Origin of the sequence: Streptomyces sp. FXJ1.172 (genome assembly GCF_001636945.3) — a bacterium.
GTDB lineage: Bacteria > Actinomycetota > Actinomycetes > Streptomycetales > Streptomycetaceae > Streptomyces.
This window is the reverse complement of the sequence record NZ_CP119133.2, coordinates 4,851,319-4,877,852: the sequence shown is the minus strand read 5'-3', so window position 1 is coordinate 4,877,852 and position 26,534 is coordinate 4,851,319. Positions and strand designations below refer to the sequence as shown.

General features: G+C 69.3%; 20 protein-coding genes and 1 tRNA gene. 11 read left to right on the top strand and 10 right to left on the bottom strand.

The window, feature by feature from the left end; all coding sequences use genetic code 11:
- Window positions 1-36 precede the first annotated feature (36 nt).
- Together trxB and trxA are read left to right on the top strand one after the other, a co-directional pair.
- Window positions 37-1,005, top strand: a complete 969-nt coding sequence (gene trxB, locus A6P39_RS21705; RefSeq protein ID WP_067056804.1) for a thioredoxin-disulfide reductase — start codon at window positions 37-39, stop codon at window positions 1,003-1,005.
- A gap of 48 nt (window positions 1,006-1,053) precedes the next feature.
- A complete protein-coding gene (trxA, locus tag A6P39_RS21700) occupies window positions 1,054-1,383 on the top strand; it encodes a thioredoxin (protein WP_067056807.1) in 330 nt (109 codons plus the stop codon).
- Between the two features lie 76 nt (window positions 1,384-1,459).
- On the opposite strand, the gene A6P39_RS21695 is transcribed toward trxA, so the two are convergent.
- The 9 genes from A6P39_RS21695 to rpmH form a co-directional block, all read right to left on the bottom strand.
- On the bottom strand, window positions 1,460-2,077 hold the full coding sequence (locus tag A6P39_RS21695) for a GNAT family N-acetyltransferase (protein ID WP_067056810.1): 618 nt from the start codon (window positions 2,075-2,077) through the stop codon (window positions 1,460-1,462).
- A 321-nt stretch (window positions 2,078-2,398) separates the two neighbouring features.
- On the bottom strand, window positions 2,399-3,496 hold the full coding sequence (locus A6P39_RS21690) for a ParB/RepB/Spo0J family partition protein (RefSeq protein ID WP_067056813.1): 1,098 nt from the start codon (window positions 3,494-3,496) through the stop codon (window positions 2,399-2,401).
- Entirely contained in the window at window positions 3,493-4,566 is a 1,074-nt protein-coding gene (locus tag A6P39_RS21685; RefSeq protein WP_079133866.1) for a ParA family protein, read from the bottom strand. Before A6P39_RS21685 ends, A6P39_RS21690 begins: the two co-directional genes overlap by 4 nt.
- 265 nt (window positions 4,567-4,831) lie before the next feature.
- Window positions 4,832-5,548 carry a 16S rRNA (guanine(527)-N(7))-methyltransferase RsmG gene (gene rsmG, locus A6P39_RS21680; protein WP_067056819.1) on the bottom strand — a complete coding sequence of 239 codons (717 nt, stop codon included), beginning with the start codon at window positions 5,546-5,548 and terminating at the stop codon, window positions 4,832-4,834.
- 117 nt (window positions 5,549-5,665) lie between these two features.
- On the bottom strand, window positions 5,666-6,178 hold the full coding sequence (locus tag A6P39_RS21675) for a Jag family protein (protein ID WP_067056822.1): 513 nt from the start codon (window positions 6,176-6,178) through the stop codon (window positions 5,666-5,668).
- A gap of 15 nt (window positions 6,179-6,193) precedes the next feature.
- Window positions 6,194-7,474, bottom strand: a complete 1,281-nt coding sequence (yidC, locus tag A6P39_RS21670) for a membrane protein insertase YidC (RefSeq protein ID WP_067056825.1) — start codon at window positions 7,472-7,474, stop codon at window positions 6,194-6,196.
- A 3-nt stretch (window positions 7,475-7,477) separates the two neighbouring features.
- A complete protein-coding gene (gene yidD, locus A6P39_RS21665; protein ID WP_067056828.1) occupies window positions 7,478-7,843 on the bottom strand; it encodes a membrane protein insertion efficiency factor YidD in 366 nt (121 codons plus the stop codon).
- Entirely contained in the window at window positions 7,840-8,211 is a 372-nt protein-coding gene (gene rnpA, locus A6P39_RS21660) for a ribonuclease P protein component (protein WP_079048889.1), read from the bottom strand. Before rnpA ends, yidD begins: the two co-directional genes overlap by 4 nt.
- A 21-nt stretch (window positions 8,212-8,232) precedes the next feature.
- Window positions 8,233-8,370: a 50S ribosomal protein L34 gene (gene rpmH / locus A6P39_RS21655; protein ID WP_003956500.1), complete on the bottom strand. Its 138-nt coding sequence runs from the start codon at window positions 8,368-8,370 to the stop codon at window positions 8,233-8,235.
- A 394-nt stretch (window positions 8,371-8,764) separates the two neighbouring features.
- On the opposite strand from rpmH, the gene dnaA reads away from it, so the two are divergent.
- From dnaA to A6P39_RS21610, 9 genes are all read left to right on the top strand, one after another.
- Window positions 8,765-10,780, top strand: coding sequence for a chromosomal replication initiator protein DnaA (gene dnaA / locus A6P39_RS21650; protein WP_079133855.1), 2,016 nt, complete (start codon window positions 8,765-8,767; stop codon window positions 10,778-10,780).
- Between the two features lie 921 nt (window positions 10,781-11,701).
- Entirely contained in the window at window positions 11,702-12,832 is a 1,131-nt protein-coding gene (gene dnaN / locus A6P39_RS21645; protein ID WP_067056838.1) for a DNA polymerase III subunit beta, read from the top strand.
- Window positions 12,833-13,022: 190 nt separating this feature from the next.
- The gene (gnd, locus tag A6P39_RS21640; protein ID WP_067056841.1) at window positions 13,023-13,898 is read left to right on the top strand and encodes a phosphogluconate dehydrogenase (NAD(+)-dependent, decarboxylating); all 876 of its coding nucleotides are present in this window, start codon (window positions 13,023-13,025) and stop codon (window positions 13,896-13,898) included.
- A 52-nt stretch (window positions 13,899-13,950) separates the two neighbouring features.
- The gene (recF, locus tag A6P39_RS21635; protein ID WP_067056844.1) at window positions 13,951-15,072 is read left to right on the top strand and encodes a DNA replication/repair protein RecF; all 1,122 of its coding nucleotides are present in this window, start codon (window positions 13,951-13,953) and stop codon (window positions 15,070-15,072) included.
- Window positions 15,069-15,617, top strand: coding sequence for a DUF721 domain-containing protein (locus A6P39_RS21630; RefSeq protein WP_067056847.1), 549 nt, complete (start codon window positions 15,069-15,071; stop codon window positions 15,615-15,617). The genes recF and A6P39_RS21630 overlap by 4 nt, the downstream gene beginning before the upstream one ends.
- 374 nt (window positions 15,618-15,991) lie before the next feature.
- Window positions 15,992-18,100 (top strand): DNA topoisomerase (ATP-hydrolyzing) subunit B, encoded by a 2,109-nt coding sequence (gene gyrB / locus A6P39_RS21625; protein ID WP_067056850.1) that lies wholly within the window; start codon window positions 15,992-15,994, stop codon window positions 18,098-18,100.
- A 42-nt stretch (window positions 18,101-18,142) separates the two neighbouring features.
- Complete coding sequence (gene gyrA / locus A6P39_RS21620; protein WP_067056853.1) at window positions 18,143-20,737, top strand: DNA gyrase subunit A; 2,595 nt, start codon at window positions 18,143-18,145, stop codon at window positions 20,735-20,737.
- An 18-nt stretch (window positions 20,738-20,755) separates the two neighbouring features.
- The gene (locus tag A6P39_RS21615) at window positions 20,756-21,487 is read left to right on the top strand and encodes a DUF3566 domain-containing protein (protein WP_067056856.1); all 732 of its coding nucleotides are present in this window, start codon (window positions 20,756-20,758) and stop codon (window positions 21,485-21,487) included.
- A 112-nt stretch (window positions 21,488-21,599) separates the two neighbouring features.
- A tRNA-Ile gene (locus A6P39_RS21610) sits at window positions 21,600-21,676 on the top strand.
- A 275-nt stretch (window positions 21,677-21,951) separates the two neighbouring features.
- Here A6P39_RS21610 and A6P39_RS21605 read toward each other — a convergent pair.
- Window positions 21,952-26,121 carry a WD40 repeat domain-containing protein gene (locus A6P39_RS21605; protein ID WP_067056858.1) on the bottom strand — a complete coding sequence of 1,390 codons (4,170 nt, stop codon included), beginning with the start codon at window positions 26,119-26,121 and terminating at the stop codon, window positions 21,952-21,954.
- Window positions 26,122-26,534: the final 413 nt, after the last annotated feature.

Below are 26,534 nucleotides of genomic sequence, written 5' to 3'. Positions count from 1 at the left end.
GTCGACTGACGCAGACCAGAGACGAGGAATCAAGCCGTGAGCGACGTCCGTAACGTGATCATCATCGGCTCCGGGCCGGCAGGCTACACGGCGGCGCTCTACACCGCGCGCGCGTCGCTGAAGCCCCTGGTGTTCGAGGGTGCCGTCACCGCCGGTGGCGCGCTGATGAACACCACCGAGGTCGAGAACTTCCCGGGCTTCCGCGACGGCATCATGGGCCCCGAGCTGATGGACAACATGCGGGCGCAGGCCGAGCGCTTCGGCGCCGAGCTGATCCCCGACGACGTCGTCTCCGTCGATCTGACCGGTGAGATCAAGACCGTCACGGACACCGCGGGCACGGTCCACAAGGCGAAGGCCGTCATCGTCACCACCGGCTCCCAGCACCGCAAGCTCGGCCTGCCGAACGAGGACGCCCTCTCCGGCCGTGGTGTCTCCTGGTGTGCCACCTGTGACGGGTTCTTCTTCAAGGAGCACGACATCGCCGTGATCGGTGGCGGCGACACCGCGATGGAGGAGGCCACCTTCCTCTCGCGCTTCGCCAAGTCCGTGACGATCGTCCACCGCAGGGACAGCCTGCGCGCCTCCAAGGCGATGCAGGAGCGCGCCTTCAACGACCCGAAGATCAAGTTCATCTGGGACAGTGAGGTCGCCGAGGTCCAGGGCGAGCAGAAGCTTTCCGGTCTGAAGCTGCGCAACGTCAAGACCGGCGAGCTGTCCGAGCTGCCCGTGACCGGTCTGTTCATCGCGATCGGCCACGACCCGCGCACCGAGCTGTTCAAGGGCCAGCTGGACCTGGACGAGGAGGGTTACCTGAAGGTGGCCTCGCCGTCCACCCGCACCAACCTGACCGGTGTCTTCGCCGCCGGTGACGTGGTCGACCACACCTACCGCCAGGCGATCACGGCAGCGGGCACCGGCTGTTCCGCCGCTCTGGACGCCGAGCGTTTCCTGTCCGCCCTCGCGGACGAGGACGACGCGGAGTCCGAGCCCGCCACCGTCTGACCTTTCCCTCCCCCCGCCCCACCGCACGAACAAGTTGAGGAGCCCGCTGTGGCCGACCTGAAGCACGTGACCGACGCTTCCTTCGAAGAGGAAGTCCTCAAGAGCGACAAGCCCGTCCTGGTGGACTTCTGGGCCGCTTGGTGCGGTCCGTGCCGCCAGATCGCCCCGTCCCTGGAGGCGATCGCCAAGGAGCACGGCGACAAGATCGAGATCGTCAAGCTCAACATCGACGAGAACCCCGCTACCGCCGCCAAGTACGGCGTCATGTCCATCCCGACCCTGAACGTCTACCAGAGTGGCGAGGTGGCCAAGACGATCGTCGGCGCCAAGCCCAAGGCCGCGATCCTGCGCGACCTCGAGGACTTCATCGCTGAGTGACGTTTCACGTGAAACACGAATGGGCCAACCCGTGCGGGTTGGCCCATTCGTTTGTGTCCTGCCTCTGACCCGGTGGCTACAGCGGCCGTAGCGCCGGCTCCTTCTGGACCGCTCCCAGCAGCCGGTCGAGCGCCATCTCCACGTCTTCCTTCCAGGAGATCGTTGAGCGCAGCTCCAGCCGCAGCCGGGGATGTGTCGGATGCTGCCGGACCGTCTTGAAGCCCACGGCCAGAAGATGATCCGCCGGCAACAGACAGGCGGGTTCCTTCCAGCGGGCGTCGCCGAAGGCCTCTATGGCCTTGAACCCCCGGCGCAGCAGATCCTTGGCGACCGTCTGCACCAGCACCCTGCCCAGCCCCTGTCCCTGATAGCCGGGCATGACGAAGGCCGTCATCAACTGCACGGCGTCCGGCGAGACCGGGCTTGTAGGAAAGGCCGTCGAGCGCGGAACATAAGCGGGAGGGGCGTAGAGCACAAACCCCACCGGCACGTCATCGACATACACCACCCGGCCGCACGACCCCCAGTCCAGCAGGACGGCGGAGATCCAGGACTCCTTCTCCAGCGCGGACGTACCCGCCTTTACCGCCGCTTCTCCGCTGACAGGGTCGAGTTCCCAGAAGACACACGAGCGGCAGCGTGGGGGAAGGTCCTGAAGGTTGTCCAACGTGAGCGGCACGAGCCGACGCCCCATGAAGGCTGTTCCTCGCTTCCTTGGCTCGCCGCATCGCGCGCGGCTGTCAGAGCGCTCCGTTCCCTGAGCAGGCTGCCGACGAAGCCGCCGACCACTCCGAGGCCCAGACCCGCGCTCACCAGTCCGGTGCGGCTCATCGTTCGCATGGCCCCCGTCTCCCCATTCAGAGATGCAGCTGGTGTCCGGTGGATGCGCCATACCTTTTCGCATCGTATCCACGATGCGATTCACTCGATACTGCCTCAAAGCAAAGAGCGAGCCGTGTTCCGGTACACACCGGACACGGCCCGCTGTCCTCTACGACCGAGGGGTCGGACAGGATCAGTCGTCCTGGTCCTCGGCCGCGTCCTCCTGCAGCTCATGCGGGAGCACCGGCCCTTCGCCCGGTGCGAGGGTGCCGAGGATCCGCTGAAGGTCGTCCACGGAGGCGAACTCGACGGTGATCTTGCCCTTCTTCTGCCCGAGGTCGACCTTCACCCGGGTCTCGAACCGGTCCGACAGGCGGGTCGCCAGCTCGTTCAGCGCCGGGGAGAGCCGGGAGCCGGCGCGCGGGCCCTTGGGCCGCTGAGGCTTCTGGGGCCGCGAACCCATGAGGGTCACGATCTCCTCGACGGCGCGCACCGACAGTCCCTCGGCCACGATGCGGTGAGCCAGCCGGTCCTGCTCCTCGGGGTCCGTCACCGACAGCAGCGCGCGGGCGTGACCGGCAGAAAGGACCCCGGCTGCGACCCGCTTCTGGACCGTCGGCGAGAGCTTCAGCAGACGCAGCGTGTTGGAGACCTGAGGACGGGAACGCCCGATCCGGTCGGCCAGCTGGTCGTGCGTGCAGTTGAAGTCCTTCAGCAACTGGTCGTAAGCGGCTGCCTCTTCCAGCGGGTTCAGCTGCGCACGGTGCAGGTTCTCCAACAGAGCGTCCAGGAGGAGCTTCTCGTCCTCCGTGGCCCGGACGATCGCCGGGATGGCCTCGAGGCCGGCCTCACGGCAGGCTCGCCAGCGGCGCTCGCCCATGATCAGCTCATAGCGGGCCGGTCCCAACTGCCGCACGACGACGGGCTGCAGGAGACCGACCTCCTTGATGGAGGTCACCAGTTCCTGGAGCGCGTCCTCGTCGAAGACATCACGCGGCTGGCGCGGGTTCGGCGAGATCGCGTCGAGAGGGATCTCGGCGAAATGCGCGCCCATCGGAGGAGCCGGCGTCTCCACGGCCGGGGCGGCCGGGGGTTCCTCGGTTTCCTGTGCCACGGGCGGCAGCGTGGCTACCTTCGCCGCTGCCACCCCGCGGTCGGTCGTCAGTACCGGAACGGCCGCGGGAGAGGTGGAGCCGCCTCCCAGCGCGGCCGGGGCCGGGGTCTTCTCGGTCGGGGCAGCGGGGATCAGTGCGCCGAGACCACGACCCAACCCCCTCCGTCGCTCACTCACTGGATCCCCTCCACCATGCTTGGGTCGTTCTGGACGCCGATATGGGCCTGGCTCGCGTCGTAACTGATGCCGATGCCCTTCAGCGCGATTTCTCGGGCCGCCTCAAGATACGAGAGGGCGCCGCTCGATCCTGGATCGTAGGTCAGCACCGTCTGTCCGTAACTCGGCGCCTCGGAGATACGGACCGAGCGGGGAATGCTCGTCCGCAGCACCTCGTCGCCGAAGTGGGTGCGCACCTCTTCCGCGACCTGGGAGGCGAGACGCGTCCGGCCGTCGTACATGGTGAGCAGGATGGTCGACACATGCAGGGTGGGGTTGAGGTGCCCCCGTACCAGGTCGACGTTGCGCAGTAGCTGGCCCAGGCCCTCGAGTGCGTAGTACTCGCACTGGATCGGGATCAGGACCTCCTGGCCCGCCACCAGCGCGTTGACCGTCAACAGACCGAGTGAGGGCGGGCAGTCGATGAGGATGTAGTCCAGCGGCTGCTCGTATGCCTGGATCGCCCGCTGAAGCCGGCTCTCCCGGGCCACAAGGGACACCAATTCGATCTCCGCACCGGCGAGATCGATGGTGGCGGGAGCACAGAAGAGGCCCTCGACGTCCGGTACCGGCTGGACGACCTCGGCGAGCGGCTTGCTCTCCACCAACACGTCGTAGATGGAAGGAACTTCGGCGTGATGGTCGATCCCGAGGGCGGTAGACGCATTGCCCTGGGGGTCGAGATCGATGACCAGGACACGGCCACCATGCAGTGCCAGCGAGGCAGCAAGATTGACGGTCGTCGTCGTCTTGCCGACGCCGCCCTTCTGGTTGGCGACCACGATGACTCGGGTCTGCTCCGGTCGCGGCAGACCTTCGCCGGCGCGGCCCAGAGCCTCTACCGCCAGTTGGGCCGCACGACCGATCGGAGTGTCGTCCATCGGAGGCGGTGTTTCACGTGAAACATCCGCCCCCATCGACTCGGTACGGGGACCGGGGACCGGATCGGTCATCGGTCCCGCGATGTTGGCGTCGGACCGCAAGGATTCACTCTCCTCGACTTCAGGCTCGCAATGAACAGAGCCTCCCATGTCTTCGGGGTCGTGAACCAGTGAGGCCTGGTGTTCTGTGGAGAAATCCACCTCTGTGGACAACTCCGTTGCCCCTCCGAGTGAACCGAGAGGCTTGCGGTCGCGGGGTTCGGCCGCAGCGCGGCCACGACTGATGATGCCGTGCAGCAGAGAGCGACGTTTCACGTGAAACACGATGCACAGCGGCTGCGACCGGACCTCTGCGACACTCCGTCCTGCACAGGTTTGGCAGCTTGTGTGGAGTACGTCTCCTCGCCAGGACGGATCAGCGGCGCCGACGGGCCCGATCCGACCGAGCCGCCTTCGCCCGCTTCGCCGCGAACCTCACACCGCCGGGGCTCTCACCGACTTCGACGCGCACAACGGTGGACAGCGGGTCCACCACGCCCTCACCCACATGCAGGATCGACGTCGCCACCGCACCGAGCTTGCCGAGCGCTGTGGCCGCGGCCTTCAGCTCCTCCTCAGCGGTGTCCCCCTTGAGCGCGAGCATCTCACCGTAGGGTCGCAGCAGCGGAATGCCCCAGGCGGCCAGACGGTCCAGCGGAGCCACGGCACGGGCGGTCACCACATGGACCGGCGGGAGCTTGCCCAGGACCTCTTCGGCGCGGCCCCGCACGACGGTGACATGGTTCAGGCCGAGCAGCTCGACGACCTCGGTGAGGAAGTTGGTGCGCCGCAGCAGCGGCTCCAACAAGGTGATGTTCAGATCGTCCCGGACCAGGGCCAGGGGGATGCCCGGAAGCCCGGCACCAGAGCCGACGTCGCAGACCGTCACGCCCTCCGGCACGGCCTCCGAGAGCACCGCGCAGTTGAGGATGTGCCGCTCCCACAGGCGGGGCACTTCCCGCGGGCCGATCAGGCCACGCTGCACACCCGCCTCGGCGAGCAGCTCCGCGTAGCGGACCGCATCGGCGAAGCGATCACCAAACACTTCCCGCGCCTGCTCGGGCGCGGGGGGAAGCTCCGCTGCCTCCGTCACGGGGACCGTCCTTCCGTACAGCGCCGGCGCTTCACGCACCGGCCACCAGAACTACCAGGCTGACAAAGTTCGGCCCCGTCTGCTCTACAGACGGGGCCGGTGAGACGTGGGGACCGATCAGGCGGGCAGCACGACGACGAACCGCTGCGGCTCCTCGCCCTCGGACTCGCTGCGCAGTCCCGCGGCCTTGACCGCGTCGTGCACGACCTTGCGCTCGAACGGGGTCATCGGCTTGAGCTTGACGGGCTCGCCACTGCTCTTCACCTCGGCTGCGGCCTTGGCGCCCAGCTCGGACAGCTCGGCCCGCTTCTTGGCCCGATAGCCCGCGATGTCCAGCATGAGTCGGCTGCGGTCGCCGGTCTCCCGGTGCACGGCCAGGCGCGTCAGCTCCTGCAGCGCCTCCAGCACCTCGCCGTCCCGGCCGACCAGCTTCTGCAGGTCGCGGGCGCCGGCGTCGCTGATGATCGACACGGAGGCGCGATCGGCCTCGACGTCCATGTCGATGTCGCCGTCGAGGTCGGCGATGTCGAGCAGACCCTCCAGGTAGTCCGCCGCGATCTCACCCTCCTGCTCCAGGCGGGTCAGGGTGTCTGCACCCTCGGCAGCGGCGGAGGTGGTGCCTTCCGTCACGGGATGGGCTCCTTCTTACTTCTTGGACGGGGACTTGGGCCGCTGCGGGCCACCCTTGCGCTGGCCGGACTGGGCCTTGCTGCGGGTGCCGGAACCGGGCTTCGAGGGCTGCTGAGCAGCGGAGGGCTTGTCGTCCTGCGGCTCGTCGGACTTCTCCGGCGAGGTGGAGTCATCGGCCTGCTTGGACCCGCCGGACTGACGCTGGGCCTTGGACTGGCGCTTGGGCTGCTGGCGCCGCGCGGCGGCGCCGGTCGCAGTTCCGGCCGTGGTGGTCGTGCCGTCCTCGGTCTGCGCCGCGGCCTGGGCCGCGCTCTTCACCACGGTGCCGTCGGTCTGCGCGGCGAGACCGGCCTTGTTCAGGGCGTTGATGAACTTGCGCTCGAACTCGTTGCGGTCGCGGCCCTTGGCGACGATCGACTTGACGATGGTCTTCTCGCTGCGGCGACGGATCTTGCCGTGGTGCGTGACGTGCTTGGTCAGACGCTCCAGGTAAGCGGCCTGGGCCTTGGAACCCGGGGTCGGGTTGTTGCGGATGACATACATCTGCTGGCCCATGGTCCACACGTTGGTGGTCAGCCAGTAGACGAGGACACCGACCGGGAAATTGATACCGAAGACGGCGAACATCACCGGGAAGACGTACATCAGCATCTTCTGCTGCTGCATGAACGGCGTCTTCACCGTGGTGTCGACGTTCTTCGTCATCAGCTGGCGCTGCGTGTAGAACTGCGACGCAGACATCAGGATGATCATGACCGCGGTGACGACCCGCACATCGGTGACCGTGGCACCCAGGGCGTGGACGGTGGCGGAGCCGTCCTTGAACTTCGCGGCGAGCGGGGCACCGAAGATGTGCGCCTTACGGGCGCTGGCCAGCAGCGACTCGTTGATGACGCCGATGGTGTGGCCCGACGCGATGCCGTTGAGCACGTGGTACAGGGCGAAGAAGAACGGGGACTGCGCCAGGATGGGAAGGCACGAGGAGAGCGGGTTGGTACCCGACTCCTTGTACAGCTTCATCATCTCTTCGGACTGACGCTGCTTGTCGTTCTTGTAGCGCTCCTGGATCTTCTTCATCTCGGGCTGGAGCGTCTGCATGGCCCGGGTCGCCTTGATCTGCTTCACGAAGAGCGGGATCAGGCAGATGCGGATCAGGATCACCAGGGACACGATGGACAGGCCCCAGGCCCACCCGGTGTCAGCACCGAAGATCGCGCCGTACACCTTGTGGAACTGGACGATGACCCATGAAACAGGTGTCGTGATGAAGCTGAACAGACTGGCAATCGTGTCCACTAATCATGCTCCTTGGGCATGGGACGAGGTCTCTGCGGCCGGGCTCGAAGGAAGCCCGGAAGAGGACTCCACTTCGGTGGCCGGTTCGGCGGCGGAGGGCCCGCCCTTGCGTGCGCGCCAAGCGTTGCGCAGCATTTCGTGCCACCGCGGACGCTTGCGCGGCGGAACATGGTCCACACCGCCGAGCGACCACGGATTGCACCGGAGGATGCGCCAGGCGGTCAGTGCCGTTCCCTTGATCGCACCGTGCCGGTCGATGGCCGTGTAGCCGTAATGGGAGCACGACGGGTAGTACTTGCACACCGGCCCCAGCAGTGGACTGATCGTCCACTGGTACAGCTTGATCAGAGCCAGCAGCGGGTACTTCATCGCGCGCCCCCTCCCAGCAGCCGCTGAACGGCGGCGTCCAGGTCTCGGGCCAGCTGTGCATGGTCTGCGTCGCCCGCTCCGGGCAGCGCTCGTACGACTACCAGGCTACCGGGGGGAAACAGGGCGACTCGGTCACGCATCAGATGGCGCAGTCTGCGCTTCACTTTGTTGCGCACGACCGCGCCACCCACGGCCTTGCTCACGACGAAACCCGCACGCGTCGGGGGAGCGCTCTCCCCAGGCGCGTGCGGGTCCGTGGCACCGCTACGAAGGTGGACGACGAGAGTCGGGCGTCCTGCCCGGCGTCCTCGTCGGACCGCGGTCGCGAAGTCCTCGCGCCGCCTCAGCCGGTTCTCGGTGGGCAGCACGATGTCATGACCTGACCGGGATCAGGCGGACAGGCGGGCGCGACCCTTGCTACGGCGGGACGCGAGAATCGCGCGGCCGGCACGGGTGCGCATACGCAGCCGGAAGCCGTGGGTCTTCGCGCGACGACGGTTGTTCGGCTGGAAGGTGCGCTTGCTCACTCGGGGGCTCCAGAAATCAAATCGGTGTGGCGGGTGCCGTCCTGGCTGTCACCGTGCGCCCACGAGTAGCTCGCTTCACGCCCGAGTGCACCGCTTCCCGATCACCTGGAGTGATCTGTGCCCATCGGAGGCAGGCGGCAGCAGCCATCGACAACTCGACCTGGTTACGGTACGCGGGGCTGCGCCATCCGGTCAAACCGGGGGCCACGGAGAGACACTATCCACAGGCTGGGGACAACAACTTGAACCGCACCCGCCGCGCTGACTACCGTGGCTGAACTCCCATTCGTTCTTTTGTCCCCCGCCCCGGCGGGTTTGCCCCACCGAACACCCGAAGTACACCCCGACCCGTCCCGCGTCACACGTTCGTGGGACCTGTGAGAGAGCGTGCCCTGTGGCTGACGTACCTGCCGATCTTGCCGCAGTGTGGCCGCGAGTACTGGAGCAGCTCCTCGGGGAGGGCCGCGGACAGGGTGTCGAGGCGAAGGACGAGCACTGGATCCGGCGCTGCCAGCCGCTCGCGCTGGTGGCGGACACCGCTCTGCTCGCCGTACCGAACGAATTCGCGAAGGGCGTACTGGAAGGCCGTCTCGCGCCGATCGTCAGCGAGACGCTGAGCCGCGAGTGCGGCCGGCCCATCCGCATCGCGATCACCGTGGACGACTCCGCGGGCGAGCCCCCGGCCCCCGCGCCCGTGCAGCAGCCGCCCAAGCCGCGCTACGAGGAGCCGGAGCTGCCGTCCGGACCGTACGAGGGCTACGGCCGCCACCGCGCCGCCGAGCAACCGCCGGCCGACGGGCCGCAGCCCCGCGCCGACCAGCTCCCGGTCGTCCGCCCGGCCTACCCCTCCGAGTTCCAGCGCCGCGAGCCGGGCACCTGGCCGCGGCCCGCGCAGGACGAGTACAGCTGGCAGCAGCCGCGGCTCGGCTTCCCCGAGCGCGACCCGTACGCCTCGCCGTCGTCCCAGGACGCCTACGGCTCCGGACCGGACTCCTACGGCGCGCCGTCCCCGGACTACCGCCCGCAGGGCATGGACCGGCCGTCGTACGAGCAGCAGCGCGGCGAGCGCGGCGACTACGACGGCCCCCGCGGGGACTACGAACCGTCCCGCCCGGACTACGACTCCCCGCGCTCCGACTACGACTCCGGGCGCTCCGAGTACGGCTCCGGACGTTCCGAGTACGGCTCCGGACGTTCCGACTACGACTCCTCCCGGGCCGAGTACGACCAGCGTGACCCCGTGCGCCGGGAGCTGCCCGAGCAGCCGGCCGGCGGTCCCGCGCACCGCGGTGGCCCCGGCCGCCCGGACCTGCCCGCCACCGGTGCCCCCGGCCCGCTGGCCGCGCAGCCGGCGCCGGCGAGCGGTGCCGGTGAGCCGACGGCGCGGCTGAACCCGAAGTACCTCTTCGACACGTTCGTCATCGGCGCCTCCAACCGGTTCGCGCACGCGGCCGCGGTGGCGGTCGCCGAGGCGCCGGCGAAGGCGTACAACCCCCTGTTCATCTATGGGGAGTCGGGGCTCGGCAAGACGCACCTGCTGCACGCGATCGGGCACTACGCGCGCAGCCTCTACCCGGGCACGCGCGTGCGGTACGTCAGCTCGGAGGAGTTCACCAACGAGTTCATCAACTCCATCCGTGACGGCAAGGGCGACAGCTTCCGCAAGCGCTACCGCGAGATGGACATCCTGCTCGTCGACGACATCCAGTTCCTCGCGGACAAGGAGTCGACGCAGGAGGAGTTCTTCCACACCTTCAACACGCTCCACAACGCCAACAAGCAGATCGTGCTGTCCAGCGACCGGCCGCCCAAGCAGTTGGTCACGCTGGAGGACCGGCTGCGGAACCGTTTCGAGTGGGGTCTGATCACCGATGTCCAGCCGCCGGAGCTGGAGACGCGGATCGCGATCCTGCGCAAGAAGGCGGTGCAGGAGCAGCTCAACGCCCCGCCGGAGGTACTGGAGTTCATCGCCTCGCGGATCTCGCGGAACATCCGTGAGCTGGAGGGTGCGCTGATCCGGGTGACGGCGTTCGCCTCGCTCAACCGGCAGCCGGTGGACCTGGGCCTGACGGAGATCGTCCTCAAGGACCTGATCCCCGGCGGCGAGGACTCCGCCCCGGAGATCACGGCCACGGCGATCATGGGGGCGACCGCGGACTACTTCGGGCTGACGGTGGAGGACCTGTGCGGCACCTCGCGCGGGCGCGCGCTGGTCACCGCCCGGCAGATCGCCATGTATCTGTGCCGTGAGCTGACGGATCTGTCGCTGCCGAAGATCGGTGCGCAGTTCGGCGGGCGCGACCACACCACCGTCATGCACGCCGACCGCAAGATCCGCGCGCTGATGGCCGAGCGGCGGTCGATCTACAACCAGGTCACCGAGCTGACGAACCGCATCAAGAACGGCTGACGTACGGCCGGCACACGGCTCACGCCGCTCGCACACCGACGCTGAGGGCGCCTTCGGGATCCGGTCCCGGGGGCGCCCTTCGGCATTCCGGCGGCCCTTTCGCAGGGCGGGAGCGGGGGCGGGACGAGGTGTGGAGCGTTTCCCGTTTGGCACCTGGTGTTCGATTACGTGCCGGGTTACGGCCACTCTCCACAGATTCGCTGAGTTTCTTCCGTCCACATCCTGGGGACTGTGGAGTTGTCCCGAACGGTGTCCACAGGGAGCCTGTCACCAGGGGATTCGCGCAGCTCAGTGGCCTGTGGAATCGTGGACGAACGATCTCCACAGGCTGTGGACGAAACGGAGATCCACAGGCTGTGCATGAAGTTGTCCACCGGCAGCCCACAGGCTGGGGCTTGTTGTCCCCAGCGAATCCCGGCTTCTCCACATCGCTGTCCACTGTTCGGCAACGCGACGCACCCCGTCACCGCGTCGAGTGAAAGGCGTCACACGAAGGTGCCGGGTTGGGGTGTGGGAAACGTGGGTAAACCTGGGGACGCAGCTGGGGAGAACTGCCCTCTGGCTGTGGGCGAGGTGTGCAGAACTTTCTGTTCTCCACAGAAACCCCCGGTTGTCCACCGGCTCCACCCACAGGCCCCGTGGACAAAATTTCCCCGCTGAGCTGGGCAAACGCGGTTATCCACGGTATCCACAGGCCCTACTACTACTCCCGACTAGAGAGAGTTCGGCAATCGCTTTGAAGCGGGGGCTGTGCACAACTCGCTGTCTCGCGTCCGGCTGCCTCTCGGACCGACTTGACCCCGACGGGCACCTACTGTCAGTGCGGTGCGTCAGACTGGTCCCCGGTGTCCTTCCCTCCGCAGTGGGCGGTGACACCGAGTCGGAGGACTCAGAAGCAACAGCAGCAGGAGGCGGCTTACGGTGAAGATCCGGGTGGAACGCGACGTACTCGCGGAGGCAGTGGCGTGGGCGGCACGCAGCCTCCCGGCCCGTCCGCCGGCGCCTGTCCTCGCCGGCCTCCTCCTCAAGGCCGAGGACGGCCAGCTGAGCCTGTCGAGCTTCGACTACGAGGTCTCCGCGCGCGTGTCCGTGGACGCCGAGGTCGACGAGGAGGGCACCGTCCTCGTCTCCGGCCGTCTGCTCGCCGACATCTCGCGCGCCCTGCCCAACCGGCCGGTGGAGATTTCCACAGACGGTGTACGGGCGACGGTGGTCTGTGGATCCTCCCGGTTCACCCTGCACACCCTGCCTGTGGAGGAGTACCCGGCGCTGCCGCAGATGCCGAACGCGACCGGCACCGTCCCCGGCGAGGTCTTCGCGGCCGCCGTCTCCCAGGTGGCCATCGCCGCCGGCCGTGACGACACGCTGCCCGTCCTCACCGGTGTACGCATCGAGATCGAGGGCGACACGGTCACCCTGGCCTCCACCGACCGCTACCGCTTTGCGGTCCGCGAGTTCCTGTGGAAGCCGGAGAACCCGGACGCCTCCGCGGTCGCCCTGGTCCCGGCCAAGACGCTCCTGGACACCGCCAAGTCGCTCGGCGCCGGTGACAGCGTCACGCTGGCGCTGTCCGGTTCGGGCGCGGGCGAGGGCCTGATCGGTTTCGAGGGCGCGGGGCGCCGTACGACGACACGGCTGCTCGAGGGCGACCTGCCGAAGTACCGCACGCTGTTCCCGACCGAGTTCAACTCCGTCGCCGTGATCGAGACGGCTCCGTTCGTGGAGGCCGTGAAGCGTGTGGCGCTGGTGGCCGAGCGGAACACGCCGGTGCGGCTGAGCTTCGAGAAGGGCGTGCTGATCCTCGAGGCCGGGTCCAGCGACGACGCACAGGCTGTGGAAAGGGTCGACGCCCAGCTGGACGGCGACGACATCTCCATCGCCTTCAACCCGACCTTCCTGCTGGACGGCCTGAGCGCGATCGACTCCCCGGTGGCCCAGCTGTCGTTCACGACGTCCACGAAGCCGGCGCTGCTCAGCGGGAAGCCGGCGGTGGACGCCGAGGCCGACGACGCGTACAAGTACCTGATCATGCCGGTGCGGCTCAGCGGCTGACCGGTTGTCCACAGCTGTGCACAGTGTCGGCTGCCCTTGTGGGTGCCCGGCACTGTCCAAGCGGGAAAGCCGCAGGTCAGTGGGGTAACGCATGAGCGCGTATGCCCACAGCTGTGCGTGACGGGGCGGGTTTAGGCTCGGCTCGGCACGAAGGTGCCTGTCACACACAGCGACTTAAGGAACACAACTGATGGAGCTCGGTCTCGTCGGCCTCGGCAAGATGGGCGGCAACATGCGCGAGCGGATCCGCCGCGCGGGCCACACCGTCATCGGATACGACCGCAACGCCGACCTCGCGGATGTCCACAGCCTGGAAGAGCTTGTGGGCAAGCTCAGCGGGCCGCGCGTGGTCTGGGTGATGGTCCCGGCCGGCGAGCCCACCCAGTCGACCATCGACCAGCTCGCCGAGCTGCTGGAGCCCGGCGACGTGGTCGTGGACGGCGGCAACTCCCGCTGGACCGACGACGAGAAGCACGCCGAGGAACTCGCGGCCAAGGGCATAGGGTTCGTCGACTGCGGCGTGTCCGGCGGTGTCTGGGGGCTGGAGAACGGCTACGCGCTGATGTACGGCGGCGCCGCCGAGAACGTCGCCAAGGTCCAGCCGGTCTTCGACGCGCTCAAGCCGGAGGGCGACTTCGGTTCGGTGCACGCCGGCAAGGTCGGCGCGGGCCACTTCGCGAAGATGGTCCACAACGGCATCGAGTACGCGATGATGCAGGCCTACGCCGAGGGCTGGGAACTGCTGGAGAAGGCCGACTCGGTCACGGACGTCCGTGAGGTCTTCCGCTCCTGGCAGGAGGGCACCGTCATCCGGTCCTGGCTGCTCGACCTCGCGGTCAACGCGCTCGACGAGGACGAGCACCTGGAGGGCCTGCGCGGTTATGCACAGGACTCCGGTGAGGGACGCTGGACTGTGGAGGCCGCGATCGACAACGCGGTGCCGCTGCCCGCGATCACCGCGTCGCTGTTCGCGCGGTTCGCCTCCCGGCAGGAGGACTCGCCGCAGATGAAGATGATCGCCGCGCTGCGCAACCAGTTCGGCGGTCACGCCGTAGAGAAGAAGTAGGCAGCAGGCCCTTCACCAGGCCGTGGAGAAAAAGGGAGGTCGGCGGGACGACATGCACGTCACGCATCTTTCGCTGGCCGACTTCCGCTCGTACGCCCGGGCCGAGGTTCCGCTGGACCCGGGCGTCACGGCCTTCGTCGGCCCCAATGGGCAGGGCAAGACCAATCTGGTCGAGGCGGTCGGGTATCTGGCGACCCTGGGCAGCCACCGGGTCGCCTCCGATGCCCCCCTGGTCCGCACGGGCGCCGAGCGGGCGGTCGTGCGGGCGCAGGTCCGGCAGGGCGAGCGGCAGCAGCTGGTCGAGCTGGAGCTGAACCCGGGCAAGGCGAATCGCGCCCGTATCAACCGGTCCTCACAGGTCAGGCCCCGCGACGTCCTCGGCATCGTCCGCACGGTCCTGTTCGCGCCCGAGGATCTCGCCCTGGTGAAGGGGGATCCGGGTGAACGGCGGCGGTTCCTCGACGAGTTGATCACAGCGCGCTCACCGCGGATGGCGGGCGTGCGGTCCGACTACGAGCGGGTGCTCAAGCAGCGCAACACGCTGCTGAAGACCGCCGCCCTCGCGCGGCGGCACGGCGGGCGGTCCATGGACCTGTCCACGCTCGACGTGTGGGACCAGCACCTCGCGCGCGCGGGTGCCGAGCTGCTCGCCCAGCGGCTCGATCTGATCGCCACGCTGCAGCCACTCGCCGACAAGGCGTACGAGCAGCTGGCCCCCGGCGGCGGTCCGGTCGCCCTCGACTACAAGCCGTCCGCGCCCGGTGACGCGCACACGCGCGAGGACCTCTACGGCCAGCTCATGGCGGCCCTGACCGATGCCCGCAAGCAGGAGATCGAACGCGGGGTGACCCTGGTCGGGCCGCACCGGGACGACCTCGTCCTCAGGCTCGGTCAGCTGCCCGCCAAGGGGTACGCCTCGCACGGCGAGTCCTGGTCGTACGCGCTGGCCCTGCGGCTGGCCTCGTACGACCTGCTGCGGGCCGAGGGCAACGAGCCGGTGCTGATCCTCGACGACGTCTTCGCCGAGCTGGACGCGCGCCGCCGGGAGCGGCTGGCCGAGCTGGTGGCGCCCGGCGAGCAGGTGCTGGTCACCGCGGCTGTGGACGACGACGTACCGCATGTGCTGGCCGGCGCCCGGTACACGGTGTCCGGCGGGACGGTGGAGCGCGAATGAGCACCGGCAGCACCGACGAGCCCACCCCGGGGACGGACAAGCAGGAACCCTCCGGTGTCGACCTCGCGCGCGTGGCGTTGCGCGCGGCGAAGGAGCAGGCACGCGCGCGTGGGGACGCGGCACGGCAGAAGAAGCAGGCCCGGCGCGGCGGCGGGCTGCGCTCCGGGGCGCGCGCCGACGGCCGTGACCCCATGGCGCTGGGCGCCGCGATCAACCGGCTGCTGACCGAGCGCGGCTGGGAGACACCCGCGGCGGTGGGCGGCGTCATGGGCCGCTGGCCGCAGATCGTCGGCGAGGACCTGGCCAAGCACTGTGTGCCGCAGCGGTACGACGAGGACGAGCGCGTGCTGACGGTGAGCTGCGACTCGACTGCCTGGGCGACGCAGCTGCGCCACCTCGCGCCCGCGCTGGTCGCCCGCCTCAACGACGACCTGGGGCACGGCACGGTGCGGATGATCAAAGTGCTCAATCCGGGCGGTCCGGCCCGCCGCTACGGGCCGCTGCGGGCCCCGGGGAGCACCGGACCCGGCGATACCTACGGGTGACGTACCTCACTTCGTGGGCAGGGCCGCGCCGTGCCGGCGTCCCCCTGTCACGCCTGCGTCCGACCTCTCCACACGCGCGTGTCGTGCCTTCTGACCCCCCGGTAGCCAAGGGTTGACGGCCCGAAGCGCTGAGTGCCGCTGTGAGCCGCTTGGAGACCCCATCCGTATATCGGGACCCGGCCGAGGACGGTTGAGGGCGGCACATGGGGACTCAGGTACCGGCAAACCCCCATCGATGTCAGCGCTACCGGTAGACTGGAAGCCAATCCCGCCCCAACGTGGGGACCGCCCGGGAAAAGCTGAGCAACGCTGATCAAGGCTTACCAACGCAACATGCCGCAGCCGCTCCGGCAACCCGCCGACGAGCCCGGCTCGTGCTGTGCCAGAAAGGGCGCTTCGTGGCCGATTCCGGCAACCCCAACGAGAACATCCCGTCCACCGACGCCGGCGTGCACGGCGAGGCCGCCGAGGCCCCCGTGAACGGCGCGGCCGCCGACTCCGGCGCGGCCTCCGCCTCCTACGACGCCAGCGCCATCACCGTGCTCGAAGGGCTGGACGCGGTCCGCAAGCGGCCCGGCATGTACATCGGCTCCACGGGCGAGCGCGGTCTGCACCACCTGGTGTACGAGGTCGTCGACAACTCGGTCGACGAGGCGCTGGCCGGCTACGCGGACACCATCGACGTGACGATCCTCGCCGACGGCGGGGTCCGTGTCGTCGACAACGGCCGTGGCATCCCGGTGGGCATCGTGCCGTCCGAGGGCAAGCCGGCCGTCGAGGTCGTGCTGACCGTGCTGCACGCGGGCGGCAAGTTCGGCGGCGGCGGTTACGCGGTCTCCGGCGGTCTGCACGGCGTCGGCGTCTCCGTCGTGAACGCCCTGTCGACCAAGGTGTCCGTCGAGATCAGGACGGACGGCCACCGCTGGACGCAGGACTACAAGCTCGGCGTCCCGACGGCCCCCCTCAGCCAGCACGAGGCCACGGACGAGACCGGCACCTCGGTCACCTTCTGGGCCGACCCGGACATCTTCGAGACCACCGAGTACTCCTTCGAGACGCTGTCCCGGCGCTTCCAGGAGATGGCCTTCCTCAACAAGGGCCTGACGATCCGGCTCACCGACGAGCGCGAGTCGGCGAAGGCCACCAGCGGCGCGGACGAGGCGGGCGCCGACGAGAAGGCCGAGGTCAAGTCGGTCGCGTACCACTACGAGGGCGGCATCGTCGACTTCGTGAAGTACCTCAACTCCCGCAAGGGAGAGGTGGTCCACAACACCGTCATCGACCTGGACGCCGAGGACAAGGACAAGAGCCTGTCCCTCGAGGTCGCGATGCAGTGGAACAGCGGCTACAGCGAGGGCGTGTACTCGTTCGCCAACATCATCCACACCCACGAGGGCGGTACGCACGAGGAAGGCTTCCGCGCGGCGCTCACCTCGCTGATCAACAAGTACGCGCGCGACAAGAAGCTGCTGCGCGAGAAGGACGACAACCTCACCGGTGACGACATCCGCGAGGGCCTGACCGCGATCATCTCGGTCAAGCTGAGCGAGCCGCAGTTCGAGGGCCAGACGAAGACCAAGCTGGGCAACACGGAGGCCAAGACCTTCGTGCAGAAGGCGGTCTACGAGCACCTCAACGACTGGCTGGACCGCAACCCGGTCGAGGCCGCGGACATCGTCCGCAAGGGCATCCAGGCGGCCACCGCGCGCGTGGCGGCCCGCAAGGCGCGGGACCTCACCCGCCGCAAGGGCCTGCTGGAGTCGGCGTCCCTGCCGGGCAAGCTCTCCGACTGCCAGTCGAACGACCCCACCAAGTGCGAGATCTTCATCGTCGAGGGTGACTCCGCCGGCGGCTCGGCCAAGTCCGGCCGCAACCCGCAGTACCAGGCGATCCTCCCGATCCGCGGCAAGATCCTCAACGTGGAGAAGGCCAGGATCGACAAGATCCTGCAGAACCAGGAGATCCAGGCGCTGATCTCGGCCTTCGGCACGGGTGTGCACGAGGACTTCGACATCGAGAAGCTCCGCTACCACAAGATCATCCTGATGGCGGACGCCGACGTCGACGGCCAGCACATCAACACCCTGCTGCTGACCTTCCTGTTCCGCTTCATGCGGCCCCTGGTCGAGGCCGGGCACGTGTTCCTGTCCCGTCCCCCGCTGTACAAGATCAAGTGGGGTCGCGACGAGGTCGAGTACGCCTACTCCGACCGCGAGCGCGACGCGCTGCTGGAGATGGGCCGCCAGCGCGGCAAGCGCGTCAAGGAGGACTCGATCCAGCGCTTCAAGGGTCTCGGCGAGATGAACGCCGAGGAGCTGCGCGTGACCACGATGGACCAGGAGCACCGGGTCCTCGGCCAGGTCACCCTCGACGACGCCGCCCAGGCCGACGACCTGTTCTCGGTCCTGATGGGCGAGGACGTGGAGGCACGCCGCCAGTTCATCCAGCGCAACGCCAAGGACGTCCGCTTCCTCGACATCTGAGTCGGTCTCAGCTGACCGCACCAGGAAGGATCTTCACCAGCAATGGCCGACGAGAACACTCCGCAAACCCCTGAGACCGAGGGCGAACTCGTGATGCGCGTCGAGCCCGTCGGGCTCGAGACGGAGATGCAGCGCTCGTACCTGGACTACGCGATGTCCGTCATCGTGTCCCGCGCGCTGCCCGACGTCCGGGACGGCCTCAAGCCCGTCCACCGGCGCGTGCTGTACGCGATGTACGACGGCGGTTACCGCCCCGAGCGCGGCTTCTACAAGTGCGCGCGCGTGGTCGGCGACGTCATGGGCAACTACCACCCCCACGGCGACAGTTCGATCTACGACGCCCTGGTGCGCCTCGCCCAGCCGTGGTCGATGCGGATGCCGCTGGTGGACTCCAACGGCAACTTCGGCTCCCCGGGCAACGACCCGGCGGCCGCCATGCGCTACACCGAGTGCAAGATGGCGCCGCTGTCGATGGAGATGGTCCGCGACATCGACGAGGAGACCGTCGACTTCACGGACAACTACGACGGCCGCTCCCAGGAGCCGACCGTCCTGCCCTCCCGATTCCCGAACCTGCTGATCAACGGCTCGGCCGGTATCGCGGTCGGCATGGCGACCAACATCCCGCCGCACAACCTGCGCGAGGTCGCGGCCGGCGCCCAGTGGTACCTGGAGAACCCGGAGGCCTCGCACGAGGAGCTGCTCGACGCCCTCATCGAGCGCATCAAGGGCCCGGACTTCCCGACCGGCGCCCTGGTGGTGGGCCGCAAGGGCATCGAGGAGGCGTACCGCACCGGGCGCGGCTCCATCACGATGCGCGCGGTGGTCGAGGTCGAGGAGATCCAGGGCCGCCAGTGCCTGGTCGTCACCGAACTGCCGTACCAGGTCAACCCGGACAACCTTGCGCAGAAGATTGCCGACCTGGTCAAGGACGGCAAGATCGGCGGCATCGCGGACGTCCGTGACGAGACGTCGTCGCGTACGGGCCAGCGGCTCGTCATCGTCCTCAAGCGGGACGCGGTCGCCAAGGTCGTGCTGAACAACCTGTACAAGCACACGGACCTGCAGACGAACTTCGGCGCCAACATGCTGGCGCTGGTCGACGGCGTGCCGCGCACGCTGTCCCTGGACGCGTTCATCCGCCACTGGGTGACGCACCAGATCGAGGTCATCGTGCGCCGGACCCGCTTCCGGCTGCGCAAGGCCGAGGAGCGCGCGCACATCCTGCGCGGTCTGCTGAAGGCCCTGGACGCCATCGACGAGGTCATCGCGCTGATCCGGCGCAGCGACACCGTCGAGATCGCGCGCAGCGGCCTGATGGGCCTCCTGGAGATCGACGAGATCCAGGCCAACGCGATCCTCGAGATGCAGCTGCGGCGCCTGGCAGCCCTGGAGCGGCAGAAGATCGTCCAGGAGCACGACGAACTCCAGGCGAAGATCAACGAGTACAACGAGATCCTCGCCTCCCCGGTCCGCCAGCGCGGGATCGTCAGCGAGGAACTGGCCGCGATCGTCGAGAAGTACGGCGACGACCGCAAGACCATGCTGGTGCCCTACGACGGCGACATGTCCATCGAGGACCTGATCGCCGAGGAGGACATCGTCGTCACCGTCTCGCGCGGCGGCTACGTCAAGCGGACCAAGACGGACGACTACCGGGCGCAGAAGCGCGGCGGCAAGGGCGTGCGCGGCACGAAGCTGAAGGAAGACGACATCGTCGACCACTTCTTCGTCTCCACCACCCATCACTGGCTGCTGTTCTTCACCAACAAGGGCCGGGTGTACCGGGCGAAGGCGTACGAACTGCCCGAGGCCGGCCGGGACGCGCGCGGGCAGCACGTGGCGAACCTGCTCGCCTTCCAGCCGGACGAGGCGATCGCCGAGATCCTCGCGATCCGCGACTACGAGGCGGTGCCGTACCTGGTGCTGGCCACCAAGTCCGGTCTGGTCAAGAAGACGCCTCTGAAGGATTACGATTCGCCCCGCTCCGGCGGCGTGATCGCGATCAACCTGCGTGAGCGCGAGGACGGTTCGGACGACGAACTGATCGGTGCCGAGCTGGTCTCGGCCGACGACGATCTCCTTCTGATCAGCAAGAAGGCCCAGTCGATCCGGTTCACGGCCACGGACGACTCCCTGCGCCCAATGGGCCGCGCCACCTCCGGCGTCAAGGGCATGAGTTTCCGTGAGGGCGATGAACTTCTGTCGATGAATGTGGTGCGACCCGGTACGTTCGTGTTCACTGCCACCGACGGCGGGTACGCGAAGCGGACGGCCGTCGACGAGTACCGCGTCCAGGGCCGCGGCGGCCTCGGTATCAAGGCCGCCAAGATCGTGGAGGACCGCGGCTCACTCGTCGGTGCGCTGGTCGTCGAGGAGACCGATGAGATCCTCGCGATCACGCTCTCCGGCGGCGTGATTCGTACGCGAGTCAACGAGGTCAGGGAGACGGGCCGTGACACCATGGGCGTCCAACTGATCAACCTGGGCAAGCGCGATGCCGTGGTCGGCATCGCACGTAACGCCGAGGCGGGGCGCGAGGCGGAGGAGGTCGACGGTGAGGACGCCGGCGACGAGACCGCCGAGGGCGCCCAGGCCGTCGGTACGGACGAGGGTGAGTCGCCCTCGGCCGAGTAGCACGAGGAGTGAGTCATCGTGAGCGGAGCCACGGGCGCCGGATCGGCCGGTACCTCCACGGGTACGGAAACGGACGGCGGCGGCCGTGGCTCCGCCGCGCGTGCGGGCAGCGTCACCGACCCGCACACGACCAACCTGAAGCCGGTGAAGGACTCCGGGAACCCGGGCAAGGCCTCCTCCGGCACGTCGCCCCAGGGGGGAACTGTGACGGACACCCGAGGCCCGGTCCCGGCCGACGAGGCGCAGGCGTCGTCGCCGCTCCCCCATGAGCGGAGCCCCGAGCAGCCCGCAGGCCCGTACCACCCGCCGCAGGCCTACCCGGCACAGGCGCCCGCCGGCGCCGTACGCAGGCCGCGCACCGGGGTGCGGACGACGCCGCGCACCCGCAAGGCGCGGCTGCGGGTGGCCAAGGCCGACCCGTGGTCGGTGATGAAGGTCAGCTTCCTGCTCTCCATCGCGCTCGGCATCTGCACCATCGTCGCCGCGGCGGTGCTGTGGATGGTCCTGGACGCGATGGGCGTCTTCTCGACCGTGGGCGGCACGATCTCGGAGGCGACCGGGGCGAACGAGGCGAACGGCTTCGACCTCCAGTCGTTCCTGTCCCTCCCCCACGTCCTGACGTTCACGACGATCATCGCGGTCATCGACGTGGTCCTGGCCACGGCGCTCGCGACGCTCGGCGCCTTCATCTACAACCTCTCCGCGGGCTTCGTGGGGGGCATCGAGCTGACCCTGGCGGAGGACGAGTGACCGGCCTTCCAGGGCGTTCCTGACGGTCCCCGGACAATCGATTTTGGGACTGACGTGGTCGTGCGCTAATCTTCAGGAGTCAGCGCGCGGGACACACACCGCAAAGCGCGGCGGGGCTATAGCTCAGTTGGTTAGAGCGCATCCCTGATAAGGATGAGGCCACAGGTTCAAATCCTGTTAGCCCCACCAGTGCAAAGACCCCCAACCGATCATGGTTGGGGGTCTTTGACGTCTATGGCTGACATCAAGAGCTGTTGACGGACCTGCCGGTCTCCCCGCCGGATCGGCTGCCGTGGTGAGCACGGCCGGCGGCCCCGTCCTGGCCGTGGCTGCGGGCTCGGCGGGAAGCAAAAGGCCCGACCGCTGGCGACGGGGGATGCACCAGCGATCGGGCTATGGCCAAGGGTAACAAGATTGGGCTGCTTGCGGGGCCAAGTCGGCCGGGAAGCAGGCAGGTTGGCCGATCAGCGACCGCACGGAGGGTCGTAGGAGAGGCGGGGGAGGTACTCGTGCCACTTCTGCGGGGTGAGGACGCCCTGGGTCACCGAGCAGATGTGCTGGATCGCCGCGTCGGCGTCCAGGCTCCACAGCCGGGCCGTGTCAGTGCCGCTGGAGACGCCGAGGACGTTGTTCCGGGAGCTGAAGGAAAGGAACGTCCCCGACTGGGCGTTGGGGCTCATCGACTGGCCGATGGGGGTCGCCGAGGACGGGTGGCTGACGTTCCACAGCCGCACCGTGTTGTCGTTGCCGCCGCTGGCCAGAACGTGCCCGTCCGGGCTGAACGTCAGCGACTTGACCGCCTCGGTGTGGCCGGTGAGCGGCGTGCCCAGCGCGGTCGCCGAGGCGGGGTCGTCGGTGACGTTCCACAGCCGGACCGTGTCGTCGTCGCTGCCGCTGGCCAGAACGTGCCCGGCCGGGCTGAAGGCGAGCGCGTTGATCGGACCGGAGTGCCCCGTGAGCCGGCCGAGCGCGGTCGGGTGGGCGGGGTCGGTGACGTTCCACAGCCGGATGGTGCTGTCCGCGCTGCCGCTGGCCAGGGTGTGCCCGTCGGCGCTGAACGCGAGCGCTTGGATGAATCCCCGGTGGCCGGTGAGCGGCCGGCCGAGCGCGACGGGGTGCGCGGGGGCGGCGACGTCCCACAGCTGAACGGTGCGGTCGTCGTACGCGGTGGCCAGCCTGCGGCCGTCCGGGCTGAAGGCGAGCGCGACCCCCGCGAAGCGCGTCCGCAGGCGGATGGTTCCGGCGTTGACCACGTGGGACGGATCGCTGACGTTCCACAGGTACACCGTGCTGTTGTTGGTGAGAACGGCGAGGGTGCGGCCGTCGGGGGAGAACAGCGGTGAACGATGGCCGTCGTCCTTGCGCATGAACGGCTCGCCCAGCGGCACGGGCCGCCCGGGCCGCGTCACGTTCCACAGCCGGACCGTGCCGTCCCGCGCCGCCGTGGCCAGCACCCGCCCGTCCGGCCGGAACGCGCCGGTGCGGCCGACGATGTCCGAGGTCGGCAGCGACCACAGCCGCACCTTGCTGTCCCCGCTGCCGGTGGCGAGGGTCCGCCCGTCGGGGCTGAACCCCAGGGCGTACATCTCCCCGCTGGCGCCCGCGAGCGGCTCGCCGACCTGCGAAGGAGACATCGGATCGGTCACGTTCCACAGCATGGCGGTGCTGTCCGCGCTCGCGGCGGCGAGTCTGCCGCCGTCCGGGCTGAAGGCCACCGACCAGATCGGGCCGGTGTGCCCGGCCAGCGGTGAGCCGAGCCCGGAGGCGTGGGCGGGGTCGCTGACGTTCCACAGGCGGACGGTGTCGTCCGCGCTGCCGGAGGCGAGGGTGTGCCCGTCGGGGCTGAACGCCACCGAGTGCACGAGGTCGGTGTGGCCCTTCAGCGCGGTGTCGTACCGCTTCGCGTGGCGCGGATCGGCCACGTTCCACAGCATGATCGTGGCGTCGTCACCGCTCGCCGCGAGGGTGCGCCCGTCGGGGCTGAAGGCCACGCAGCGCACGGCGGCGGTGTGGCCGCGCAGGGCATCGATCTGCCGCGGCCGGCTCGGGTCGGCCACGTCCCACAGCCGTACGGTGCGGTCCTCGCCGGCGGAGGCCAGCGTACGGCCGTCCGGACTGAAGGCGACCAGGTAGATGGTGCCCCGGTGCCCGGTCAGGGGTGCGCCGAGGGACACCGGGCGGGCGGGGTCGGTGACGTTCCACAGCCGGATCGTGCCGTCGTCGCCGGCGCTGGCCAGCGTCTTGCCGTCCGGGCTGAACACCGCGCTGCTCACCCAGCTGGTGTGCCCGGTCAGCGGCTTGCCGAGGGGCTTCGGGCGGCTCGGGTCGGTCACGTTCCACAGCCGGACCGTCCGGTCGTAACTGGCCGTGGCCAGGGTCTTGCCGTCGGGGCTGAAGGAGGTGAGGTAGACGGCGCCGGTGTGGCCGGGCAGCGAGGTGGCCAGCGGCGCGTTCACGATCGAGATCAGCCTGCTGTACGTCCCCTCGTCGTCCGGGCGCAGGTGGTGCGCGACCAGGTCCAGCTGGGCGGCCAGCGAGGGATCGGTGTGCTGGACCCGGTCGGCCTCGGCGAGCACCTGCTGGAAGACGGCGTCGTCCCGCTGCTGCCGGGCGATCACCGCGGAGCCGCCCGCCACCAGGGCCAGCACGACCAGCGCGGCCACCGCGGCCCGGCTCAGCCACACCGAGCGCCGGCGCAGCCGGACCGAGGCGGCCAGGAACTCCACCGCACTGCGGGTGAGGAAGGTGTCACCGGCGGACCTGGCCCAGCTGCGGGCCTGCTCCAGGCGGGAGCCCCGGTACAGCAGCGAGCTGTCCCGCTCCGAGTCCTCCCAGGCCCGGCCGTCCTCCTCCAGCCGCTGGCGCAGCAGGTGGTCGTTGCGGTTGTCGTCGATCCAGTGCCGCAGCCGCGGCCAGGCGTGCAGCAGCGCCTCGTGGGTGATCTCCACGGTGTCCGCGTCCAGCGTGACCAGCCGGGCCCGTACGAGGGCCTCGAGGGACTCCTCCGTCTTGCCGGGGTCCGCCGACTCCTCCGCGAGCTGGCGCCTGGTGCCGCGCCGGCGTGTGGCCTGGGTGTCCTCGCCGAGGCGGACCAGGCGCAGCAGGAGCAGCCGGGCCGCCATGCGGGCCGCGGGGTCGAGATCCGACCAGGCGCGTTCGGCGGTCGCCGCGACCGCGCCCTGGATCCCGCCCGCCGCGCGGTAGCCGGCCAGCGTCAGCCGCCCGCCCTTCCTGCGCTGCCAGGTGGCGAGCAGGGCGTGGGAGAGCAGCGGCAGCACGCCCGCGTCGTGCGCCCCGCGCGGGCCGTCGGCGCTCACCTCGCGCACGATCAGCTCGGCGAGCCCCGGCTCCAGCTCGAGCCCGACCGCCTTGGCCGGCCCGGTCACCGCCTCGCGCAGCTCGGCGCTGGTCAGCGGGCCGAGCACCATGTGCCGGTGCTGGAGGGCGTCGGCGAGTTCCGGGTAGCCGAGGCACTGTTCGTAGAAGTCGGCGCGGATACCGAGCACGACGACGACCGGGGCCGGGTCGTCCGAGCCGGCGGGCGGGGTGCAGGCGGCGTGCAGCAGTTGGATGAAGGTACGGCGGTCCGCCTCGTCGGGGCAGAGGGTGAAGGCTTCCTCGAACTGGTCGACGATGACGACGGGGCGGGTGCCGAGGAGTGGCTCGCCGCCGGACGGCCTGCTGTCGGACGGGCGCCTGTCGGTGGTGCGGCTGTCGGACGGCCTGCTGTCGGAGGGGCGGCTGTCGGTGGGGCGGCTGTCGGAAGGCCTGGTCTGTGCCGGCCCGGTCCCGGTGGGCGCCTCGCGGCGCGCCCACGCCGAGACCGCCTCGCGGGCCGCCCGGGCGAGCCGGGGCGTGTCGGAGCCGGGCACCGCCGGGTTCCGCGTCGCCTCCTGTTCGGCCTCGCGCGCCTCGGCGGCGACCGGACCCAGCTCCGGGATACGGCGGACCAGCTCACCCAGCGGATCGGGACCCGGGACCAGCTGGAGCACGGGACCCGGCGTGCCGGGCCGGCCCTCCCCGAGGGCACCGCCCCGGACCGCGGGCACCAGACCGGCGTTGAGCAGGGACGACTTGCCCGCTCCCGAGGCACCGACCAGCATCACCAGACCGCCGGCGCGCTCCGTGGCCCGAAGCTGGCCGACGAGCGCGCTCGTGCTGCGCTCCCGGCCGAAGAACCAGCGGGCGTCCTCCTGCCGGTAGGGGGCGAGCCCTCGGTAGGGGCACACGCCTCCGGCGACGGGCGGGGCCTGGGCCGGTGGCCGCCGGTCCTCTTCGGCGGCCGGCGCGGGCCGGTCGCCGACCGGGTCGGCCAGCGCGCGCTCCCACAGCCGCTGCCAGTGCGCGAGGTCGTACAGGCCGGTGGAGACCGGTCCCGGCCGCAGCCGGCGCGCCTCCGGGATCAGGATGTGCAGCACCGCGGCGAGCGCGGTGAACTGCGCCGGTACGTTCCTGGCGCGGCGCCAGTCACTGATCCGCTGCGCGGAAACCCGCACGGGCCGCCCGCGCTCGTCGACCCGCTGCAGCCGGACGACCGCCTCGGCGACGCTCTTGAGGGGAGGGTTTCCGGCCTCCTTGTACAGCAGCGCGAGGCGCTCGGCGAAAGCTGTGCGTGCCCCTGAGTCGGAACTCAAGGTCCCACCCCTTTACTTTCCCCCGTATCTGGATGTCCGGACCGGAAAACCCACCCTATACGGCTGACCTGCGAATAAGCAGTGGACCGGAGACCGGAACCTCCTCGTGGGCGACGGCAGATGGCAGGATCCGTGCCTGGTAGCGGAGCCATCACACACCGTCCGGACAGGCCACCGGGCTCGTGCGTGGAAAGACGGTCCCCGGCGGCGAAGGATCTCGGCCAACTTCCGTCGAGGGCCGGTGAGCGGGTCCGCCACAGACAGGGAGCGGCTGCAGAGGCCGTCGCGTGATTCCGCGACCAGTGCAGGAACCGGCTCCCATCGTCGACCCGTGACGAGCCGACGCGCCACGGGTCGAGCGGCCCGCGCCGTTCGGCACCGGTCCCCACGAGGGGAGGGACCGGTGCCGAGCG